General features: G+C 65.1%; 17 protein-coding genes. 14 read left to right on the forward strand and 3 right to left on the reverse strand.

The features are described from left to right. Positions 1 to 23: 23 nt before the first annotated feature. The 7 genes from LB518_RS23420 to LB518_RS23450 all read left to right on the forward strand — a co-directional run bounded on the left by LB518_RS23420 (position 24) and on the right by LB518_RS23450 (position 7,438). Positions 24 to 1,151, forward strand: a complete 1,128-nt coding sequence (locus LB518_RS23420; protein ID WP_224580296.1) for an ABC transporter permease — start codon at positions 24 to 26, stop codon at positions 1,149 to 1,151. A gap of 854 nt (positions 1,152 to 2,005) precedes the next feature. Beyond that, positions 2,006 to 2,914, forward strand: coding sequence for a LysR family transcriptional regulator (locus LB518_RS23425; RefSeq protein ID WP_224580249.1), 909 nt, complete (start codon positions 2,006 to 2,008; stop codon positions 2,912 to 2,914). A 109-nt stretch (positions 2,915 to 3,023) separates the two neighbouring features. Then, positions 3,024 to 3,800, forward strand: a complete 777-nt coding sequence (locus tag LB518_RS23430) for a hypothetical protein (protein WP_224580250.1) — start codon at positions 3,024 to 3,026, stop codon at positions 3,798 to 3,800. A 2-nt stretch (positions 3,801 to 3,802) separates the two neighbouring features. After that, positions 3,803 to 5,572, forward strand: coding sequence for an ABC transporter ATP-binding protein (locus LB518_RS23435; protein ID WP_224580251.1), 1,770 nt, complete (start codon positions 3,803 to 3,805; stop codon positions 5,570 to 5,572). Continuing rightward, positions 5,569 to 6,396 (forward strand): energy-coupling factor transporter transmembrane component T family protein, encoded by an 828-nt coding sequence (locus LB518_RS23440; protein WP_224580252.1) that lies wholly within the window; start codon positions 5,569 to 5,571, stop codon positions 6,394 to 6,396. The genes LB518_RS23435 and LB518_RS23440 overlap by 4 nt, the downstream gene beginning before the upstream one ends. Next, on the forward strand, positions 6,393 to 6,848 hold the full coding sequence (locus LB518_RS23445; RefSeq protein WP_224580253.1) for a nuclear transport factor 2 family protein: 456 nt from the start codon (positions 6,393 to 6,395) through the stop codon (positions 6,846 to 6,848). The genes LB518_RS23440 and LB518_RS23445 overlap by 4 nt, the downstream gene beginning before the upstream one ends. Then, entirely contained in the window at positions 6,845 to 7,438 is a 594-nt protein-coding gene (locus LB518_RS23450) for an NAD(P)H-dependent oxidoreductase (RefSeq protein WP_224580254.1), read from the forward strand. The genes LB518_RS23445 and LB518_RS23450 overlap by 4 nt, the downstream gene beginning before the upstream one ends. A gap of 135 nt (positions 7,439 to 7,573) precedes the next feature. On the opposite strand, the gene def is transcribed toward LB518_RS23450, so the two are convergent. From def to LB518_RS23465, 3 genes are read right to left on the reverse strand one after another with little or no spacing between them, the layout of a single operon-like run. Continuing rightward, positions 7,574 to 8,050, reverse strand: coding sequence for a peptide deformylase (gene def, locus LB518_RS23455; RefSeq protein ID WP_224580255.1), 477 nt, complete (start codon positions 8,048 to 8,050; stop codon positions 7,574 to 7,576). A gap of 53 nt (positions 8,051 to 8,103) precedes the next feature. Then, positions 8,104 to 9,492, reverse strand: coding sequence for a serine hydrolase domain-containing protein (locus LB518_RS23460; RefSeq protein ID WP_224580256.1), 1,389 nt, complete (start codon positions 9,490 to 9,492; stop codon positions 8,104 to 8,106). Positions 9,493 to 9,539: 47 nt separating this feature from the next. Continuing rightward, positions 9,540 to 10,400, reverse strand: a complete 861-nt coding sequence (locus LB518_RS23465; protein WP_224580257.1) for an alpha/beta fold hydrolase — start codon at positions 10,398 to 10,400, stop codon at positions 9,540 to 9,542. Positions 10,401 to 10,594: 194 nt separating this feature from the next. On the opposite strand from LB518_RS23465, the gene LB518_RS23470 reads away from it, so the two are divergent. The 7 genes from LB518_RS23470 to LB518_RS23500 are packed head-to-tail and all read left to right on the forward strand — an operon-like array spanning position 10,595 to position 17,810. Continuing rightward, positions 10,595 to 12,136, forward strand: a complete 1,542-nt coding sequence (locus LB518_RS23470; RefSeq protein ID WP_224580258.1) for an ABC transporter substrate-binding protein — start codon at positions 10,595 to 10,597, stop codon at positions 12,134 to 12,136. 25 nt (positions 12,137 to 12,161) lie between these two features. Next, complete coding sequence (locus LB518_RS23475) at positions 12,162 to 13,085, forward strand: ABC transporter permease (RefSeq protein ID WP_224580259.1); 924 nt, start codon at positions 12,162 to 12,164, stop codon at positions 13,083 to 13,085. After that, a complete protein-coding gene (locus tag LB518_RS23480; protein WP_224580260.1) occupies positions 13,082 to 13,984 on the forward strand; it encodes an ABC transporter permease in 903 nt (300 codons plus the stop codon). The genes LB518_RS23475 and LB518_RS23480 overlap by 4 nt, the downstream gene beginning before the upstream one ends. Then, the gene (locus LB518_RS23485; RefSeq protein ID WP_224580261.1) at positions 13,984 to 14,991 is read left to right on the forward strand and encodes an ABC transporter ATP-binding protein; all 1,008 of its coding nucleotides are present in this window, start codon (positions 13,984 to 13,986) and stop codon (positions 14,989 to 14,991) included. The genes LB518_RS23480 and LB518_RS23485 overlap by 1 nt, the downstream gene beginning before the upstream one ends. Further along, positions 14,988 to 15,998, forward strand: coding sequence for an ABC transporter ATP-binding protein (locus LB518_RS23490; protein WP_224580262.1), 1,011 nt, complete (start codon positions 14,988 to 14,990; stop codon positions 15,996 to 15,998). The genes LB518_RS23485 and LB518_RS23490 overlap by 4 nt, the downstream gene beginning before the upstream one ends. Beyond that, a complete protein-coding gene (locus LB518_RS23495) occupies positions 15,995 to 16,876 on the forward strand; it encodes a proline iminopeptidase-family hydrolase (protein ID WP_224580263.1) in 882 nt (293 codons plus the stop codon). Before LB518_RS23490 ends, LB518_RS23495 begins: the two co-directional genes overlap by 4 nt. Continuing rightward, positions 16,857 to 17,810: an amidohydrolase family protein gene (locus LB518_RS23500; RefSeq protein WP_224580264.1), complete on the forward strand. Its 954-nt coding sequence runs from the start codon at positions 16,857 to 16,859 to the stop codon at positions 17,808 to 17,810. The genes LB518_RS23495 and LB518_RS23500 overlap by 20 nt, the downstream gene beginning before the upstream one ends. The last annotated feature ends 3 nt before the right edge of the window (positions 17,811 to 17,813 follow it).

The raw sequence follows: 17,813 nt of genomic DNA on the forward strand, positions 1-17,813 counted from the left end.
CGGCATCACCCCAGCGACGTTCGATGGCGAGCTTTTCGGCGCGTCTTGCGCGGGTGTTCCGCCTCGGCGTGAAGGAACTCTACAGCCTCAAGGCCGATCCGGATCTCGTCTTCCTCATCGTCTATGCCTTCTCCTTCGCCATCTACGCGGTTTCGACCGGCGCGAAGATGGAAGTCGAGAACGCCTCGGTGGCGATTGTCGACGAGGACCAGTCGACCTTGTCGCAACGGCTCACCGACGCGATCCTGCCACCCTATTTCAAGGCGCCGCAGGCGATCAGCGCCTACGAGATCGACGAAGCGATGGACAAGGGCTACTTCGTCTTCGTCATCGAGATCCCGCCGAAGTTCGAGCATGACGCGATCGCAGGACGCAAGCCGGCGCTGCAGATCAATGTCGACGCAACAGCCATGTCGCAGGCCGGCAACGGTGCCTCCTATCTGCAGTCGATCCTGCTCCAAGAGGCGGTGGCGGTGCTCGGCAGCGGCAACATCCAGCCAATCGATCTGGTCGTCAGGGCAAAGTTCAACCCGAACCTGCAATCCGCCTGGTTCACCGCGCTGATGCAAGTCATCAACAATATCACCATGCTATCCGTGATCCTGACGGGGGCTGCGCTCATTCGCGAGCGCGAGCACGGCACGATCGAGCATCTCCTCGTGATGCCGGTGACGCCGGCGGAAATTATGCTCGCCAAGATCTGGGCGAATGGCGCCGTCATCATCGTGGCGGCAGCGCTCTCGCTCTTTGCCGTCGTCGAGCGGCTGCTTGGCGTCCCGGTCGCCGGCTCGATACCGCTCTTCCTCGGTTCGGCAACGCTCTATCTGTTCTCGGTCACGGCCCTCGGCATCCTCATCGCGACGGCTTCCACCTCGATGGCACAGTTCGGCCTCATCGTCATGCCGGTCCTGATCGTCATGAACCTGCTCTCCGGCAGCACGACGCCGCTCGAATCCATGCCACGATGGCTGCAGACCGCGATGCAGGGCTCGCCCTCGACGCATTTCGTGGCGCTGTCGCAAGCAACCCTCTATCGCGGCGCTGGCCTCGACATCATCTGGCCCCGTCTCGCCGCGCTCGTCGCAATCGGTGCTGTGTTCTTCGCGGTCGCGCTGATGCGCTTTCGCAAGGCGCTGCTCGCCGCGGGCTGATCTGCCCCGCTCGCCGCTGATCCGCCACTACCTGCAGCGGTAATGGGCCAGACAGGCGGGATAGGATCGCCCTCCCTTCCACCATCAGTTATGTCGGCAACAAGGTTGAGGAGTAAGATGCCGGCGGCAGACGTCGGTGGTGACGAACACGGCGCGGGTCGGCGCCTCGGGCGCGATCCATCGAGTACGGGGCGGCTGGCCGAGCCATCCCACGGGACTGTCGATCAAGCTTCACGAAGCACGTTTTTAGAGACCCGATTGCGGAGTTTGCGCTGCACCGGCTTTCTGCTTCGGATCTGCACGCATAGCGTGACCGGATGCGTGCGAAGCTGCTAGCGCCAGCGACAGTGCGCAGAATTGTCAGCGATCTTCAGTCGGCTCTCAATGAGGCGGCCCGGACTCAGAGCGCAATGGCGAGGACGATCGTGCAGAGCCAAAGAAGCGGTAGGTGCCGCGTCCAGAAGCGCCGGATAGCGGTGGCGACGAGCAACAGGGCGATCAGCTCCGTCGCGCTCGCCGCCTGTCAGTCATAGTCGTTAGGATACATGCCGAAGGTGATGAAGCGCGCCTTCTCGCCAAGAAGCGCCCAGCAGGCGACCGATCGCGCGGCACAGTCTTTCGCGGTTCCGGTGGATACCCAATCAATGTCTGTCGGAGTTCAGCGGTATCTGCCGGAATCGGCCGGTCTTAACTGGATTGTGCCGGACGACGCTGGATTGCCGTCGTACGGTATGGACACTCCGTCGACCGAGCCCTGAAGCGCGGTCTTGAGTGAAAGCCTCTGGCGAATTCGGGACGGCAGCTTCAAGCTCCGCAAGCCATCGCTAAGCCTTTCGTCCCCGAGGAGACGCCCAATGCTGCATGCGCGGATGCTGCGCTATCTGGACGAGGTCGCCCGTTGTGGCTCGATCCGCAAGGCTGCGGCCAAGCTCAATGTTGCGTCTTCTGCGGTCAACCGGCAGATCATCGCTTTCGAGGAAGAGCTTGGCACGCCGCTCTTCGCACGACTCTCGCATGGCCTGCGCCTAACGGCGGCCGGCGAGATCATGATCGCCCACGTCCGGAAAACGCTGAAGGAATACCAGTGGAGCTCGGAGCGCATCGACCGCCTGCGCGATTATCAATTCCCGGCTGCCTCAATCGCGACCGTTGGTGGACTCGCATGCGACTTGCTCGCCAAAGCACTGATGGAGCTTCGGCTGGAGCGGCCCTTCACACGCCTCTTCGTTAGCGTGATGGACGCCGACGACATCATGGGCGTCGTCGCCTCCGGCGATTTCGATCTTGGGTTTGCCTTCGACCTGCCGGACTTTGGCGGTGTCACCCGCGCTGCATCGCTGAAGACGCGCTACGGCGCCGTGATGGTTCCAGACCATCCGCTGGCGCACGAGCCGGTTCTGCGCCTGAATGCGCTGCAGGAGTATCCGCTCATAGCCCCGCATGTTGGCGTGCTGATACGTGACCAGTTCGACGATGCCTGCCTGCGCAATGGCATCAAGATCGACCCAGTCGTCGAGTCGGACTCCTTCGAGTTCCTTCGGCAGTTCGCCCTTTCCAACAAGGGGGTCGCACTGCTGAACGAACTTGATATCGATGAGGGATTGCGAACGGGCCTGCTGGTCTTCGTACCGATCGTCGAACTTAAGGGTAAGACGCAGACCATCTCCGTCGTCCATCGAACGCGGGGGGCCCTGGATCCGCTTCCGGGATTGATCGTCGAACGCCTTTCGATGCTGCTCGACGACCGCCGAGGCAGCAGCTGATGCCTTTTGGGTCCAGGGCTGCGCTCGAAACGATGCTTTGAGAACGGCCGGGAAGTGCGCACCATTCCTTCGACGGCAATAAGCCGCGGCGGGGATGCAGGGTGCGAACATGACTTTCGAGACACAGCCACCAAGGGTCATCAAGGTAACGGGCGGCGTGTCGATCGGCGGGGCGCCGGTCTCGTACACGGCCTTCATGGCGGCGCTGGTTGCCATCCTCGCTTTTGTCCCTGCATCCATCGTCGTCGGCGGGATGGGCGGAGGCTGGCCGCTTCATGACGTCATTCATCCACTGCTTGGCCTGCTGCTAGGGCCGATCGCCGGCCCGATCGCTTCTGCCATCGGCATCCTGATCGGCGGCGTCATCGCGCCCTACACCAATCTTGGGCCCTGGGCGCCGCTGATGGGCGCCATGAGCGCATTCGCCGTCGGCATGGTCATGCAGCCGAACCGGTCGCTGTGGTTCGTGCCATGGGTCATCACACTGGCCGCCAACCTCATTTATCTCTGGCAGGCGCTTTCCTTCGGCATCAGCTTTCCGCTGTGGCTCAGCAATGTCATCACCATCGATATAGCGCTCATCCTGATCGCCATTCCGCAGATTCGGAATTGGAGCATCGAGCGGATCCGCACAGGCGGTGTTGGCCTCAAGACCTATATCGGCTTCTTCGTCGTGTTCTTCTTCGGGTCGACGGCCGGCATCCAGCTCAACTGGGTGCCATCCTTTGCCACCAATCCTTGGCCGGCTGAAGTCTGGCCGGTGCTGATCCCGATCATCGCGGTCGAGCGCCTCGCCTTCAGCGCGATCGGCGCCCTGATCGGCTTCGGCGTGGTCAGCGCGCTGCGCCGTTCGCCGCTCGCCAAGGCGACGATGGCTGGCTACTGAGCATGACGTTCGGCGGGATCGAACAGAGGAACGAGCGGCATCCGCCGCTCGTCGCCTTCGAGCAGGTCGGCTACGCTTATCCGGGCGCCGACCGTAGGGCGCTGGACGGACTCGATCTGACGATCGCGCGCGGCGCGTTCGTCGGCATTGTCGGGGCTACCGGCGCCGGAAAATCGACCCTTTGCCTCACGCTCAACGGCATCGTGCCGCAATTCTTCGGCGGGTCCTTCTTCGGCACCGTGACGATCGGCGGACACGATACGCTGGAGACAGCCACCAGCCGGCTCGCCGGCACGGTCGGGATGGTGTTCGAGGATCCGGAAACGCAGATCACCGCGACCACCGTCGAGGGGGAAGTCGCCTTTGCGCTTGAGAACCTCAAAGTGCCGACCGCGGATATGCAGGTGCGCGTCGCCGAGGCTTTGCGGGCGGTCGGGCTCGCCGGGCTCGAACGCAAGCATCCGGCCCGCCTCTCCGGCGGACAGAAGCAGCGCCTCGCCATCGCGTCGGCGCTTGCCCTATCTCCCGACCTCATCGTTCTCGACGAGCCGACCTCGCAGCTCGACCCGATCGGGACGAGCGAGGTTTTCGCGCTCCTTTCGCACCTCAACCGTGAGCGCGGCATCACGATCATCGTCGCGAGCCATGCCAGCGAGGAACTGGCGGCTGTGGCGAGCCGTGTCCTGTTACTCTCCGGCGGCCGCATCGTCCGTGACGGAAGTTCGCAGCAGGTTTTGGGTGACGTCGCGCTGCTACAGCGTCATGACGTCAGGCCGCCCGACATCGCCCAGGCTTTCGCAGCCGTCGCGGTGCGGCTCAGCCCCGGCGCGCCGCCGCTGGCACCGGTCACGCTGGCAGAGGCGCCGCGCGCCTTTGCCCGTTTTCGCGAGGCCTTCGCCGCCACTGAAACGGAGCAGCCGGTAATTCTGCCAAGAGGCGGGGCGCCTGTGCTGGAGGCGGTCGGCGTTTCACATGTCTATCCCGACGGGACAGCCGCACTGCGCGGCGTCGACCTTTCGATCCGCCGCGGCGAATTCGTTGCGCTCGGCGGCCGCAATGGCTGCGGCAAGTCCACTCTGATCCGGCATTTCATGCACTTGCTCGCGCCATCATCCGGCACGGTGCGGGTCGACGGCGCCGATGTCGCCGGGTTCAAGATCAGCGATCTTGCCCGCCGCATTGGCTATGTCTCTCAGAATGCGCATCAGCAGCTCTTTTGCGACAGCGTTCGCGAGGAAGTCGCCTTCGCATTGCAGCTGATGAAGCGCCCGAAGGGTGAAGTCGACGCGGCGGTCGATTATGCGCTGGACGCGATGCGGCTCACCGATCTCGCAGACCGCCATCCCGCATCGCTGAGCCGCGGCGATCGGCTCCGTCTCGCGATCGCTGCGACGCTGGCCCCGGGACCCGACATGCTGATCTTCGATGAGCCGACGACCGGTCAGGACTGGGCGGGAGCGCTCGCCATCCTCGATATCTGCCGGGCCCTGAACGCCCGCGGCAAGACCGTGCTACTGGTCACGCATCACCTCTATCTACTTGCGGGCTATGCCGAACGCCTCGTCGTGATGGCGCAAGGGCGCGTCGTGCTCGACGGGCCTCTCGTCGACGTTCTCTATGCGGGACCGGCGTTGGAGGCTGCGTCTCTCGCTCCGCCCCAGACGGTCAGCTTCGCAGCCGGTATCAGCAACCTCGCGGCGGCGGGGCGGCGTCCGCTGTCGCCGGCCTCCCTGGCCGCGTTGGTGGATTCGCGATCCGGAGTCGCTCTGTGATCGCAACGGAGACACTTGTCCAGTTGCCGGCGGGGCGGTTCGCCGGCATCGATTTCCGCGTCAAGCTGGTTCTGCTGCTGCTCGCCAGCACGCTGATCTTCGTCTGGAACAATCTCATCGCCCAAGGGCTATTGTTGGCCTTCGTGGTCGGGCTGATGCTCGCCGCGGGCACGCCGCTCGCGACGCTCTGGCGGCTCGTGAGGATCACCCTGCCGGCTCTGGTGCTCATCGTGGTGATCCAAGGCTTGTGGAGCCCGTTCGGCGTCCATCCGGTCTTCACGCTTCCCCCCAATTTTCCGCTTCTCGGCGGGGCCCATGTCTTCACGGTCGAGGGGCTACTCTTCGGCCTCGTCGTCTCGTGCCGCATCCTCGTGCCGCTGCTTGCGTTCCAGCTCGTCTTCATGACGACGGAGGCCAACGATATCGTCCTCGGGCTCACCCGGCTGCGCGTGCCTTATCGCGTGGCGCTGCTCTTCTCGACAACGTTTCGCTTCGTGCCGCTGCTGCTCGAAGAATTTCAGGCAATCAAGGACGCGCAGCGGCTCCGCGGCATCGATCTCGACAGTTTCGGCATGGTGCGCAAGCTCGTTGCCATGGGGCGCATGCTGGTTCCGCTGATCACCGGCTGCCTCAGCAAGGCCCAGTCGATGGAGATCGCGCTGCAGGCCCGCGCCTTCACCGGCTCGCCGGACCGAACGCAGCTGCATCCTGGACGCGAGAAGCTCACGCTCGCCGAGCGCCTGATGATCGGCCTCGGCCTTCTTTTCTGGTTCGGCGCGATCATCGCGCGGATCGCTTTCGGTATCGGAGGATCGGTTCTTTGATCGAGGATGGTTTCGCTGACCAGGCCGCGCTCCTGGCAATGCTGGAGCGCCAGGCTGACGCCTGGAAGACGGGCGATTTCACGCTCGCGAGTGAGGACTGGCATCCCGACGGCGTGCTCACCGCTCCCGGCAACCGCGTACCCTTTGCCGCTCTCGCAGAGACGATCACCCGCTTCCACGCCGATTTCGTCGACCTCGAGGTGACGATCACCAACGCGTTCGCTTCTGCGGACGGCAAGAAGATTGCCTTCGAATGGTTGTGGACAGTCTCGCGCCGCCGCGACGGCGCCCGCAGCGCGACGCCGGACGCCATCATCGTCGATCTTGCAGATGGCAAGATCCTCGAATGGCGCGAATACTTCGACACCGCGGCGGCGGTGGAGGACTATCACGCCAAGGACGATGACCATGGCGCAGCGGAAGGTTCGCCCAAGCGCGATGCAACCCCGTGAACGTGCTCGTCGTCTATTGTCATCCCTGTAGCGACAGCTTCACGGCCGCAGTGCGCGATACCGTGGTGTCCGCGCTCGGGCAAGCCGGCCATGCCGTTGCGATGATCGATCTCTATGGAGAGCGCTTCGACCCTGTGATGGGGGCAGAGGAGCGTCGCGGTTATCACGACGAGGCAACCAATCTCGTGCCGTTCGAGCACCACGCGCGTCACCTGCGCTGGGCGGAAATGGTTATCTTTGTCTATCCCACATGGTGGTACGGACTACCCGCCATGCTCAAGGGGTGGTTGGAGCGGGTTATGGTGCCTGGCTTTGCCTTCCAGATGCCGACCAAGCATCGCGGCTCACGGCCTAATCTCACAAATATCCAACGCCTTTTGGTCTTCACGACGTGCGGTGCAACGCCCTTTTTGAGCTGGATTATGGGACAGCCGGGCCGGCGCACGCTGTTGCGCGGTTTCCGCTCGGTTTGCCATGTGCGATGCCGAACAGGGTTTAGGGCACTCTACAAGATGGACAGCGCCAGCGAAGAGGCGCGCAAGCGCCACCTCGCGAGGATTCGGAGCGCGGTGCTCGGCATCAGGTCCTGATTGGGTGCTGAGGCGACCGCCTCTGTGCCCGCGAAGCATGCGATCGACGCGTTCAACCGGCGGGGGGCTTCCGACTATGGCCGTCGTGATGCAGGAGCCGGCAGCCGCGGTGCGGGAGGCCTGTGTGCTGCGGCCTTAAGTGATCGGATCGGGCTGCGATGGAGTCACGTGATCGAGGATCAGTACGCCGTCGAGATGGTCGATCTCGTGCTGGATCACCATGGCGAGCATTCCGTCCAGCTCCGTGACACGGTCGACGCCGTTGCGGTCGAGATAGCTCACTTTCACGCGCTCCGGCCGCTTGACGGTCCTCGGCTGGTTGGGAATCGACAGGCAGCCTTCTTCGCGGGCCGTCATTGTCTCGGAGGACCATGTGATGGTCGGATTGACGAAGAAGAGCGGGTTCCTCTCGCCTTGCTTCCAGTCGGTGTCGACGACGGCGACGCGTTGCAGCACGCCGATCTGGACCGCCGCAAGCCCGCGTCCCTCGGCCTGATACATCGTCTCCAGCATGTCATCGAGCAGCGCCAGCGTCGCCTCGGTGACGGCGGGCACAGGGATGGAGATTTCGCGTAGGATCGGATCGGGATGAGTGAGAATGGGGCGGATCATGATCGCTCCGTGCGTGGGTTCGAGGCAGGTAATTGCGAGTGTTGTCTTGCCGGTCAGACCGACTTCTCGGCTCCTGCGCCGCCAATTCGGTGTGCGAGTTCCTCGACAAGCACGGCTTCGGGTAGGAGCTCCATGCCGCCATAGGTCAGCATCATGGCTTGGCCCTCAGCGTCCAGCGTCCGCACCGCCAGCTCGCCATGGCTGGCGAAGCCGTTGGCCTTTCTGATGCGGGCCTCGGTAGGGCTCGTGACGGCGAGCTCGACGGCATCGGTGAACGGGGCCATCAGGTCGGGCATCACGGCATAGACCTTCGAACCGATCGGGACGAGATCGAGAGCCGTCCAGTAGCTCCACCAGCGCCCCTTCCAGTCGGCGACATCGGCACTGGCCGGCCCGCCCTCGGCAAAGCGATGCATGATGGACAGCACCCCCTCGACCCAGGGATTGGCCAGGCCGTCGATGCAGTTGGTGACGATCGAGACGGTGACGCCCCAGTCCGGCACGCAGGCAGTGCGGCTGATGAAGCCCTGGAAAGCACCGGAATGGCCGAACCAGGCATGACCCTCGGTGGTGCCTGCGATCGTGCCGAGCCCATAGTGCCGCCCGAGGCTGTCGTCAGGGACCACCCAGTGGCGGCGCGTCATCTCGCGGCGGCTGGCAGGCGAAAGGACGCTCGACGGTGCAGCCGGGTCGAGGCTGCCGATGAAGCGGGCCAGATCGCCCGCGGTACTGACGAAGCCGGTTGCCGAGGCCAGGGCATTGGTCGGATTGTGCCCTGGGATGGCGACCCGCCGTCCCAACGGCCGCTTGCCGCTATGACCGGTCGCCAGCGGTGCCGGCGAAGGTAACGGCATGTCGGCTGCGGTGGCGTTGAGGCCCGAAGGCGTCACGATCTCGCGTTCGATCCAGCGCCGGTAGGGTTCGCCCGTGACGGCCTCGATGACGAGTCCGGCGAGGCCGAAGCCGACATTCGAATATTTGAAGCGCGTATTGGCCGCGAGGGTGAGAGGCGCGGCCAATTCGGCCCGCAGCGCCGCCTCGTCGAAGAACGGCTGGCGATCCTGCCAGTGCACGGCCCGCAAGCCGTCGCGCAGCAGGCCGGCGCTGTGCGAAAGCAACTGGCTAATCGTAACCGCCACATTGTCGGCGGGCAGGCCCGTAACATAGCGGCCGACAGGATCGTCTAGGTGCAGCAGACCGGCCTCGTGCAGCTTCATGATCGCCGCTGCCGTGAAGGTCTTCGAATGCGAAGCGACGCGGAACCGGTGCGCCGGCGTCAGCGGCGTGCGGCTGGCGAGGTCAGCAATGCCGAACGCGCGTTCCGCCACTACCGCGCCGCCTTCCGCGACCGCCAGGACGCAGCCCGGCTGTTCGCTCGCGCGCATCTGATGGCCGAGCCAGTCTTCGGCATAGGCGATCGCCTCGGGCAGCCAGTCATGCATGGACGTCATCTCCTCGTCTCTGATGGCCGAGGCCGCCGCCTCGTTCGTCACGCCGCGGTCTCAGCCAGGAATTCGCGCAGGACCGCCAGATAGCGACCGGGCTGGTCTCGCCCGACGCCGTGACCGGCGCCGATGAAGCGCTCGTAGCGCACCAGCGCGGGTGGCAGCGCCGCGGCGATATCATCGGAATCGGCAATCGGCGTGACCGGGTCGAGATCGCCGCCGAGGACCAGGGTCGGGCATCGGATCAGCTTCAGCCGGTCACGGAAGTCAAACCGGAATCCCTCGCCGTCGGCGTTGAAGAAATGCTCGAGCATTGCCGGATTGAAGGTCGAACGCTTATCGGTATCGGCCGGCCGCGGCGTCGGATTGTAGAGCGGGAAGCACTCGTCCAAATAAGCCTGCACCTTGCCCACATCGCCCGGATCCGTCCAAAAGGCTTCGGCGACCGAATGGGCTCGGGTGCCGTGCAGCCGCATGAAGGTGTCCAGGCAGCGGTCGAGCCGAAACTTGCCCGCAGTGCTCGAAAGGACCAACCCGGAGAGATGATCGGGGTGGCGCAGCGCGTAGCTCTGGGCGACGAAGCCGCCGAACGAGAGGCCGAGAACGACGGGGCGCTCGATGCCGAGCTGGGCGAACAGTGCCCTGAGGTCGTCGGCCCACTGCGCCAGGGTCCAGTGGGCCGGATCGCTGTAGCCCGAGCGCCCATTGCCGCGATGGTCGACATAGACGATCTGGGCGACGTCCGTGAGCAGGCCGTGCTGCGGCTTGAACGAGGAGTGGTCGAAGCCCGGCCCGCCATGTAGGAGGACCAGCGTCGGCCGTTGCCGCATTACCGGTCCATCCGGCACCAGACCCGCGCCGTCGACGTCAAACCAGATCCGCGTGTTGTTGACGATCGTGTGCATGGAGTTGCCGTCCCGCTTGTTGGTGGCCGCGCAAACAGCGCGGCGCCGGACCGGCAGTCTCACCCACCGCCGCCCGCACGCGAACTAGCAACTTTACTAGTCCCCCAAACGGCCTAGCGGTGATTGCCTGCCTGTTCGAGGGGCGGATCTCCGGCGCCCCGTTCGACTACTAGCCCGACAAAGGACCTTGCCCCATGCCGTCCTGTCTTCGCCAATTGCTCTATGCCTCGACCCTCCTGGCCGGTCTGGCCGGCCCGGCCCTGGCCGATCCCGGCGATATCATCTTCGCCCGCGCCCAGGACGCAGACAGCCTCGACGTGGCGCGCGTCTCGACGACGATCTCGTTCCAGGTGATGACGCAGATCTACGACAATCTGCTGAACCTCAACGACAAGGGTCAGGTCGTCGGCGGGCTCGCCTCGTCCTATACCGCCAGCCCCGACAACATGACCTTCACCTTCACCATGCGGCCGGGCATCAAGTGCCATGACGGCACGATCTTCGACGCCAACGCCGCGAAGTGGAACATCGATCGCGCCATCGACCCGAAGACCGGCAGCTCCAATGCCTCGTCCTATGGCAGCATCACCTCGACAGAAGTAAACGGCGACGTTCTCACGGTGAAGCTGTCCAAGCCCTATTCGCCGCTGCCGACCTTCCTGGCCAGCGCGCAGGCTCTGATGATGTGCCCGGCGACGATCCAGGGCAGCGACGTCAAGCCCGTCGGCACTGGCCCGTGGAAGTTCGTCGAATGGGTGCGCAACGACCGCCTTGTGCTCGCGGCCAACCCCGACTATGTCAACGTCAATCCGCTCGTCGAAAACCCCGGCGCGCCCTATGCCAAGCGGCTGATCTTCCGCGTCATTCCCGAGGGTCCGTCCCGCATGGCGGCGCTCAAGACCGGCGAGGTCACGTTCGCCGAGCCTTCGCTGCAGGATGCGGCCGATCTAGCGCAGGACAAGGACTACACCGTCTATACGGGCGCCGGCCGCACCGGCCAGCTCGCTTATATCGGCTTCACGGCCAAGATCCCTCCGCTCGACGACGCGCGCGTTCGCCGTGCCGTGGGCTATGCGGTCGATCGCGACGCCATGGTCGATATCGGCTTCAACGGTCTTGTCCAGTCCTCGACCTGCCCGGTGGCGCCCGGCCTCCTCGGCTATGACCCGGCGAAATGCGCGGAATGGGCAACGTCCTACGATCCGGAGAAGGCGAAAGCTCTGCTCAAGGAAGTGGGGTACGGACCGGACCATCCGCTCGACCTGATCTTCTCGGTTTCGCCCTTGCAGGGCTGGGACGAGTCGGTCGTGGTCATGCAGCAGCAGCTCGCGGCGGTTGGCATCAACGTCAAGATCGAGCAGCGGCAGTTCGCCACCTGGGTAGACTACATGACGGGCAAGAACAAGGAGACGACCGGCACGCCCGCGATCTGGACCATGGGCATGTCTGGTCCGGACCCCGACTACCTCGTCTTCCTGTTCCAGCCGCCGGGCTATGCAAGCCAGGGCATCGACGATCCCGAGTTGCAGAAGATGCTGGTCGAGCAGCGGGCGCTCTCGGGCGCGGCGCGCGAGGCCAAGATCCTCGACATCCAGAAGTTTCTTCTGACCGAGGCGTATGAAATTCCGCTGTTCACTCCGGGCTGGTTCTGGCTTGCGACGAGCAAGAGCAACGTCACCGGCTTCAAGCAGGGCTACACGGTGATGCCGATCTTCAACGACGTGAAGCTGCCTTGACCCGGCGCAGACCTGGAGGCCCGGCATGACCCGCTTCATCTTGCGCCGCCTCTTCACCGCGCTCGTGACGCTGATCATCTCGAGCTTCCTCGTCTGCATGCTGATCCACCTCATTCCCGGCGATCCCGTGGCGATGATGATGGCTCAAAACTCGGCACCGAGCCCCGAGCAGCTGGCCGCGATGCGGCACATGCTGGGGCTCGACCTGCCCCTGTGGCAGCAATATTTCCACTATATGGGCCGCCTGCTGACCGGCGACCTCGGCCGCTCGATCTTCGGCAGCGAGCCGGTGCTGACGCTGCTGATGGAGCGACTGCCCAACACCTTCGCCCTCGCTTTCGCCGGCCTTGCCATCGCGGTCGGCTTCGGCATGCCGCTCGGCTTCTTCGCCGCCTATCACCGGGGAAGCTGGGCGGATTCCGCTCTGATGGTCTTTGCGGTCGCCGGGGTCTCGCTGCCCAATTTCTGGCTCGGCCTGATGCTCGTTCTGCTGTTTTCGATGACGCTCGGCTGGCTGCCGGTGGCGGGTGAAGACTGGCGCAGCATGGTCCTTCCCGCCATGACGCTCGGCGTCACTTATATGGCGATCATCGCCCGGATGACGCGCTCGGCTATGATCGAGGTTCTCGGCGAAGACTTCATCCGCACCGCGCGTGCCAAGGGACTGCCCGAGGGCATCGTGCTGTTCCGCCACGCGCTGCGCCCGGCGATGATCAGTGTCGTCACCATCATCGGCGTTGTCTTCGGCTATCTGATGGGCGGCGCGGTCGTGGTTGAGAACGTGTTCAGCTGGAATGGCCTGGGCCGGCTCGCGATCCAGGCAATCAGCTACCGCGACTATCCGCTGATCCAAGGCTTCATCCTGCTGTTCGCCACCATCATCGTGGTGATGTCGGTGCTGCTCGACGTCGCCTATGCCTGGCTCGATCCCCGGATTTCCGTCCAATGAGCACACCGATCCCCATCGTCGCCGACACGGTCGATCGCGGAACAGGTATCGCCTCGCCGCGCCGCCAGCTACTGCGCCGCATGCTGCGCTCGCGCTCTCTCGTCATCGGCGGCAGCATCGTCCTCTTCGTCGTGCTGGTGGCGCTCCTTGCTCCCATCATCGCCCCGTTCGATCCCGACCATATCGGCACCGGGCGGCGCCTCGCGGTTCCCGGCGGAAAGTTCCTGCTCGGGACGGACGAATTTGGGCGCGACATTCTCAGCCGCGTCATCTTCGGTGCGCGCTACACGCTCTATATCGGGTTAGTGGCGGTGGGCATCGGCCTCGTCTTCGGGGTCGCGATCGGGGCCGCCGCCGCCTATGCCGGCGGCTGGTTCGGCGGCCTGCTGATGCGGGTCATGGACCTGCTCTACACCTTCCCCGATGTGCTGATCGCCCTCGGCCTTGTCGCGTTTCTCGGGCCCAACCTCACCAATGCGATGATCGCAGTGGGACTCAGCGCCATCCCCTATTATGCGCGGGTCACCTATGCCGTCGTCCTCTCGGAGAGGCAGAAACCCTATGTTGATGCGGCGCAAGTGGTCGGCGCCAGCCATATCCGGGTCGTCGTCCGCCACCTGATGCCCAATGTCCTGCCGCCGATGATCGTGGTGGCGTCGCTGGGCTTCTCCGCCGCCGTCCTCTCCGCCGCGGCGCTCAGCTTTCTCGGCCTCGGCGCCCAGCCGCCGATGCCCGAATGGGGCCTGATGCTGTCGACCGGCCGCAACTACATCACGCGGGCGCCCTGGCTGGTCGTCGGCCCCGGGGTCGCAATCTTCGTGACCGTCATGGCGTTCAACCTGTTCGGCGACGGTGTGCGCGATCTGCTCGACCCGCGCCAGCGCCAGAGGACGCTGTGATGGCCGATGTCGAGAGCCCCATGGCAGGCCTGCTCGCCGTCGAGGATCTCACGGTGGCGTTCGGGCGCGGCAGCTCGGCCGCCGCGGCGCTCCGGGACGTCAGCTTCGCCCTGCGACGCGGCGAAACGCTGGCGCTGGTCGGCGAGTCGGGCAGCGGCAAATCGCTGACCGCGCTATCGATCATGGGGCTGCTGCCCACCGAGGGGCAGGTCTCCGCGGGGCGCGTGCTGCTCGGTGGCGACGACCTGCTGCGCAAGTCTCGCGACGATATGATCCGCACCCGCGGCAGCCGCGTCTCCATGGTGTTCCAGGAACCGATGACGTCGCTGAACCCGGTGCTGACCATCGGTCGCCAACTGACCGAGGGGTTGCAGTTCCACCGCAAGGTCAGCCGTGCAGCGGCCGACGCCAGGGCGCTCGATCTGCTGCGCCTCGTTGGCATGACGAACCCCGAAGCGCGGCTGAAGCAGTATCCGCACCAGCTCTCGGGCGGTATGCGGCAGCGCGTGATGATCGCCATGGCGCTGGCCTGCGAGCCTGACCTCATCATCGCCGACGAGCCGACCACCGCGCTAGATGTCTCGATCCAGGCACAGATCATCGACCTGCTGCTCGACATCAAGGAGCGGCTCGGCACCTCGATCCTGCTCATCACGCATGACCTCGGCGTCGTGGCCGAGATGGCCGACCGGATTGCCGTCCTCTATGCAGGCCGGGTCGTCGAGATCGCCGATTGCCTGCAGCTCTTCGATGCGCCGCGTCATCCCTATACCGAGGGGCTGCTGGCCGCGGTGCCACGGCTGGACCTCCTGGTTGCCGACGGCGCCGATCGCATCCGCCTCGCGGAACTGCCGGGCAGCGTGCCATCGCCGGGCGAACGGCTCAGTGGATGCCCCTTCGCCCCGCGCTGCTCGCTCGCGATCGAGCGTTGCAGCGCCGAGATGCCGCCAATGCGGACGGTCGCCGAGGGCCACACGGCCGCTTGCTGGGTGAGGGCGGCAGCATGAACGCGCCCGCGCCAGCCCTTATCCTCGACGCGGTCAGCAAGGAGTTTGCCCAGCGCCGAAGCCTGTTCGGCCGCCCGGCTGCGCCGGTGCGGGCGGTCGATACTGTCAGCTTCGTCGTCAACCCCGGTGAGACGCTGGGGCTTGTCGGCGAGAGCGGCTGCGGAAAGTCGACGCTCGCCCGTATGATCCTGCGGATGACGCGGCCGACAACGGGCCATGTCCTCGTTGAGGGCAAGCGGGTCGATGCGCTGCTGCCGAGCGAAGTGCTGGCTTATCGGCGTCAGATCCAGATGATTTTCCAGGATCCCTACGCCTCGCTCAATCCGCGCATTCGGGCCGGCGACCTGATCGGCGAGCCGATGGCGATCCATGGCCTTGCGCGCGGGGCGGAGCTTGAGACGCGCGTCGCCGACCTCGCGGCGCAGGTGGGCCTTTCTGCCGCGATGCTCGGGCGCTATCCGCATGAATTCTCGGGCGGTCAGCGCCAGCGCATCGCCATCGCACGCGCTCTCGCCGTTTCGCCGCGGATCATCGTCGCCGACGAGCCGGTATCGGCGCTCGACGTCTCCGTCCGCGCCCAGGTGCTGAACCTGATGGCCGACCTCCAGACTTCGCGTGGCCTGTCCTATGTGTTCATCTCGCATGACATCGGCACGGTTGCCTATCTGAGCCACCGGGTGGCCGTCATGTATCTTGGTGCCATCGTCGAGATCGGCCCGGCCCGCGACGTGCTGCGGCGGCCGCGCCATCCCTATACGCGCCTGTTGCTGGAAGCGGTGCCGGTCGCGCATCCGCGGCTGCGGGTTCGTCGCCGCGAGGTGTTGCCCGGCGAGGTTCCGAATGGAGTGGGCCTCGGCGCCGGGTGCCGGTTCGCTCCGCGCTGCCCCATGGCGCAGGAACGCTGCCGCGTCGAGGCGCCTACGCCGCGCGCCATCGACGGGACGCGGCTCGTTGCCTGCCATTTCGCCGAAGACACCCCCGATTTGCCGAAAGGATTAGCCGCATGACCGAATTCAGCCTGCGCTTCGGCGCTCACCGCCTTGCCGGATACCGCTCCGGCGAGGGCGGAATCCCGCTTCTTGTCGTCCATGGCGGACCGGGCGTCCCCTGCAGCTATGTCTACGAGGCCCACAAGAATTATGCGGCCGAGGGCTTCGACGTTGTCAGCTGGGACCAACTTGGCTGCGGCCGTTCCGACCGGCCGGAGGACGCTTCACTCTGGGTCGTTGACCGTTTTGTCGAGGAAGTGGAGACCGTGCGCGAGCAGCTCGGCTGGGACAGCTTCTTCCTGCTGGGCAACAGCTGGGGCGGCATGCTCGGGATCGAGTATTGCCTCGCCCATCTCGACCGGGTCCGCGCCTTTGTGATCGGCAACAGCGCCGCCAGCATGCCCCGCCTCATCCGCGGCTTCGACCGGTGCAAGCAGGCGCTCGGCTCGGATACGGCGCGGATGATGGCGCTACGCGAGGCGGAGGGGTCGATCGACCATCCCGAATATCTCGCCGCCCGTACGCTGCTGACGTACAGGCACATGTGCCGCATGGACCACTGGCCGGAGCCGCTGGTCGAAGGCATGCGCGCCGAGGGTATTGGCGTCGGCCCGTTCTCGGCCATGTTCGGCCCGCATTTCTATAATTGCTCGGGCAATCTGCGCGACTGGGACCGCATGGCCGACCTGCCGCGCATCGCGGTGCCGACGCTGGTGACGACCAGCGAGTGGGACTATCTGCTGCCGGAATATGCCCGACTGATGTGGGAGCACCTGCCGCAATCCGAGATCGTCATCTTCCGCAACTCCGGCCATCTTCCGTTTTGGGACGCTGCCGATCGCTATCATCCTGCCGTGCTCGGCTTCCTGAAGACCCATGCGGGCCTCGCCGGCTGACTCGGAGGTGGACGGCGCGCCAGATGGCCTCTATCGCGGGCCGATCATCGACACCCATCATCACCTCTGGGACCTTTCGATGAACAGGCATCCTTGGCTCATGCAGTCGTCAGGGCCACTGGCCGCGTTGTCGTCGGTCGCCTCAACCTATCTAGTCGAGGACTTCCTGGAGGATTCGGCCGGCCAGAACGTCGTGGCAACTGTCCATATCGAGGCGCTGTGGGCGGGCGATCCGGCCGAGGAGACGCGCTGGCTTGATGCCCTGGAGAAGGGCGGGGGCGTGGGTTTGCGTTATGTCGCCAATGCCCGGCTCGGCACTCCGGATACAGCAAAACTGATCGCTGCGCAGGCTGCGTCGCCGCGGGTCGCGGGCATTCGCGCCATCCTTAGCTGCCATCCCGATCCGGAGAAGAGCTTCGTCGGAGATCCGCGCCTTGCCTACGCCCCGGACTTCCGCCGAGATGTCGGGCGCGTGCGCGACCACGGGTTGCATCTCGAACTGATGATGTATCCCTATCAAGCCGAGGCCGTCGCCGATCTCGCGGCCGCCTTTCCCGACCTTTCAATCGTGATCAACCACTGCGGCAGCCCGATCGACCGCGACGCGGCGGGGATGAAGCGCTGGCACGACGCAATCGTGACGGTCGCGTCGGCGCCGAACACGATTATCAAGATCTCAAGCCCCGGCGCCTATGACGCCGGCTGGACGCTGGACAGTATTCGTGAGCTTGTTGCGCATTGCCTTGCCAGCTTCGGGCCCGACCGGGCGATGTTCGGTACCGACGCGCCGGTCTGCCGGCTTACCATGTCGGTCGCGGAAATCTGGAATGCCTTGCGCCAGGCCGTGAGACATCTTCCGGCGTCTCAGCAGGCCGCCCTGTTCTTCGACAATGCCCAGCATATCTACCGGCTGGATGAGGTCAGAGCGCCATAGCCC

It is taken from the genome of Mesorhizobium sp. BR1-1-16, assembly GCF_020165495.1.
Taxonomy (GTDB): Bacteria; Pseudomonadota; Alphaproteobacteria; order Rhizobiales; family Kaistiaceae; genus Kaistia.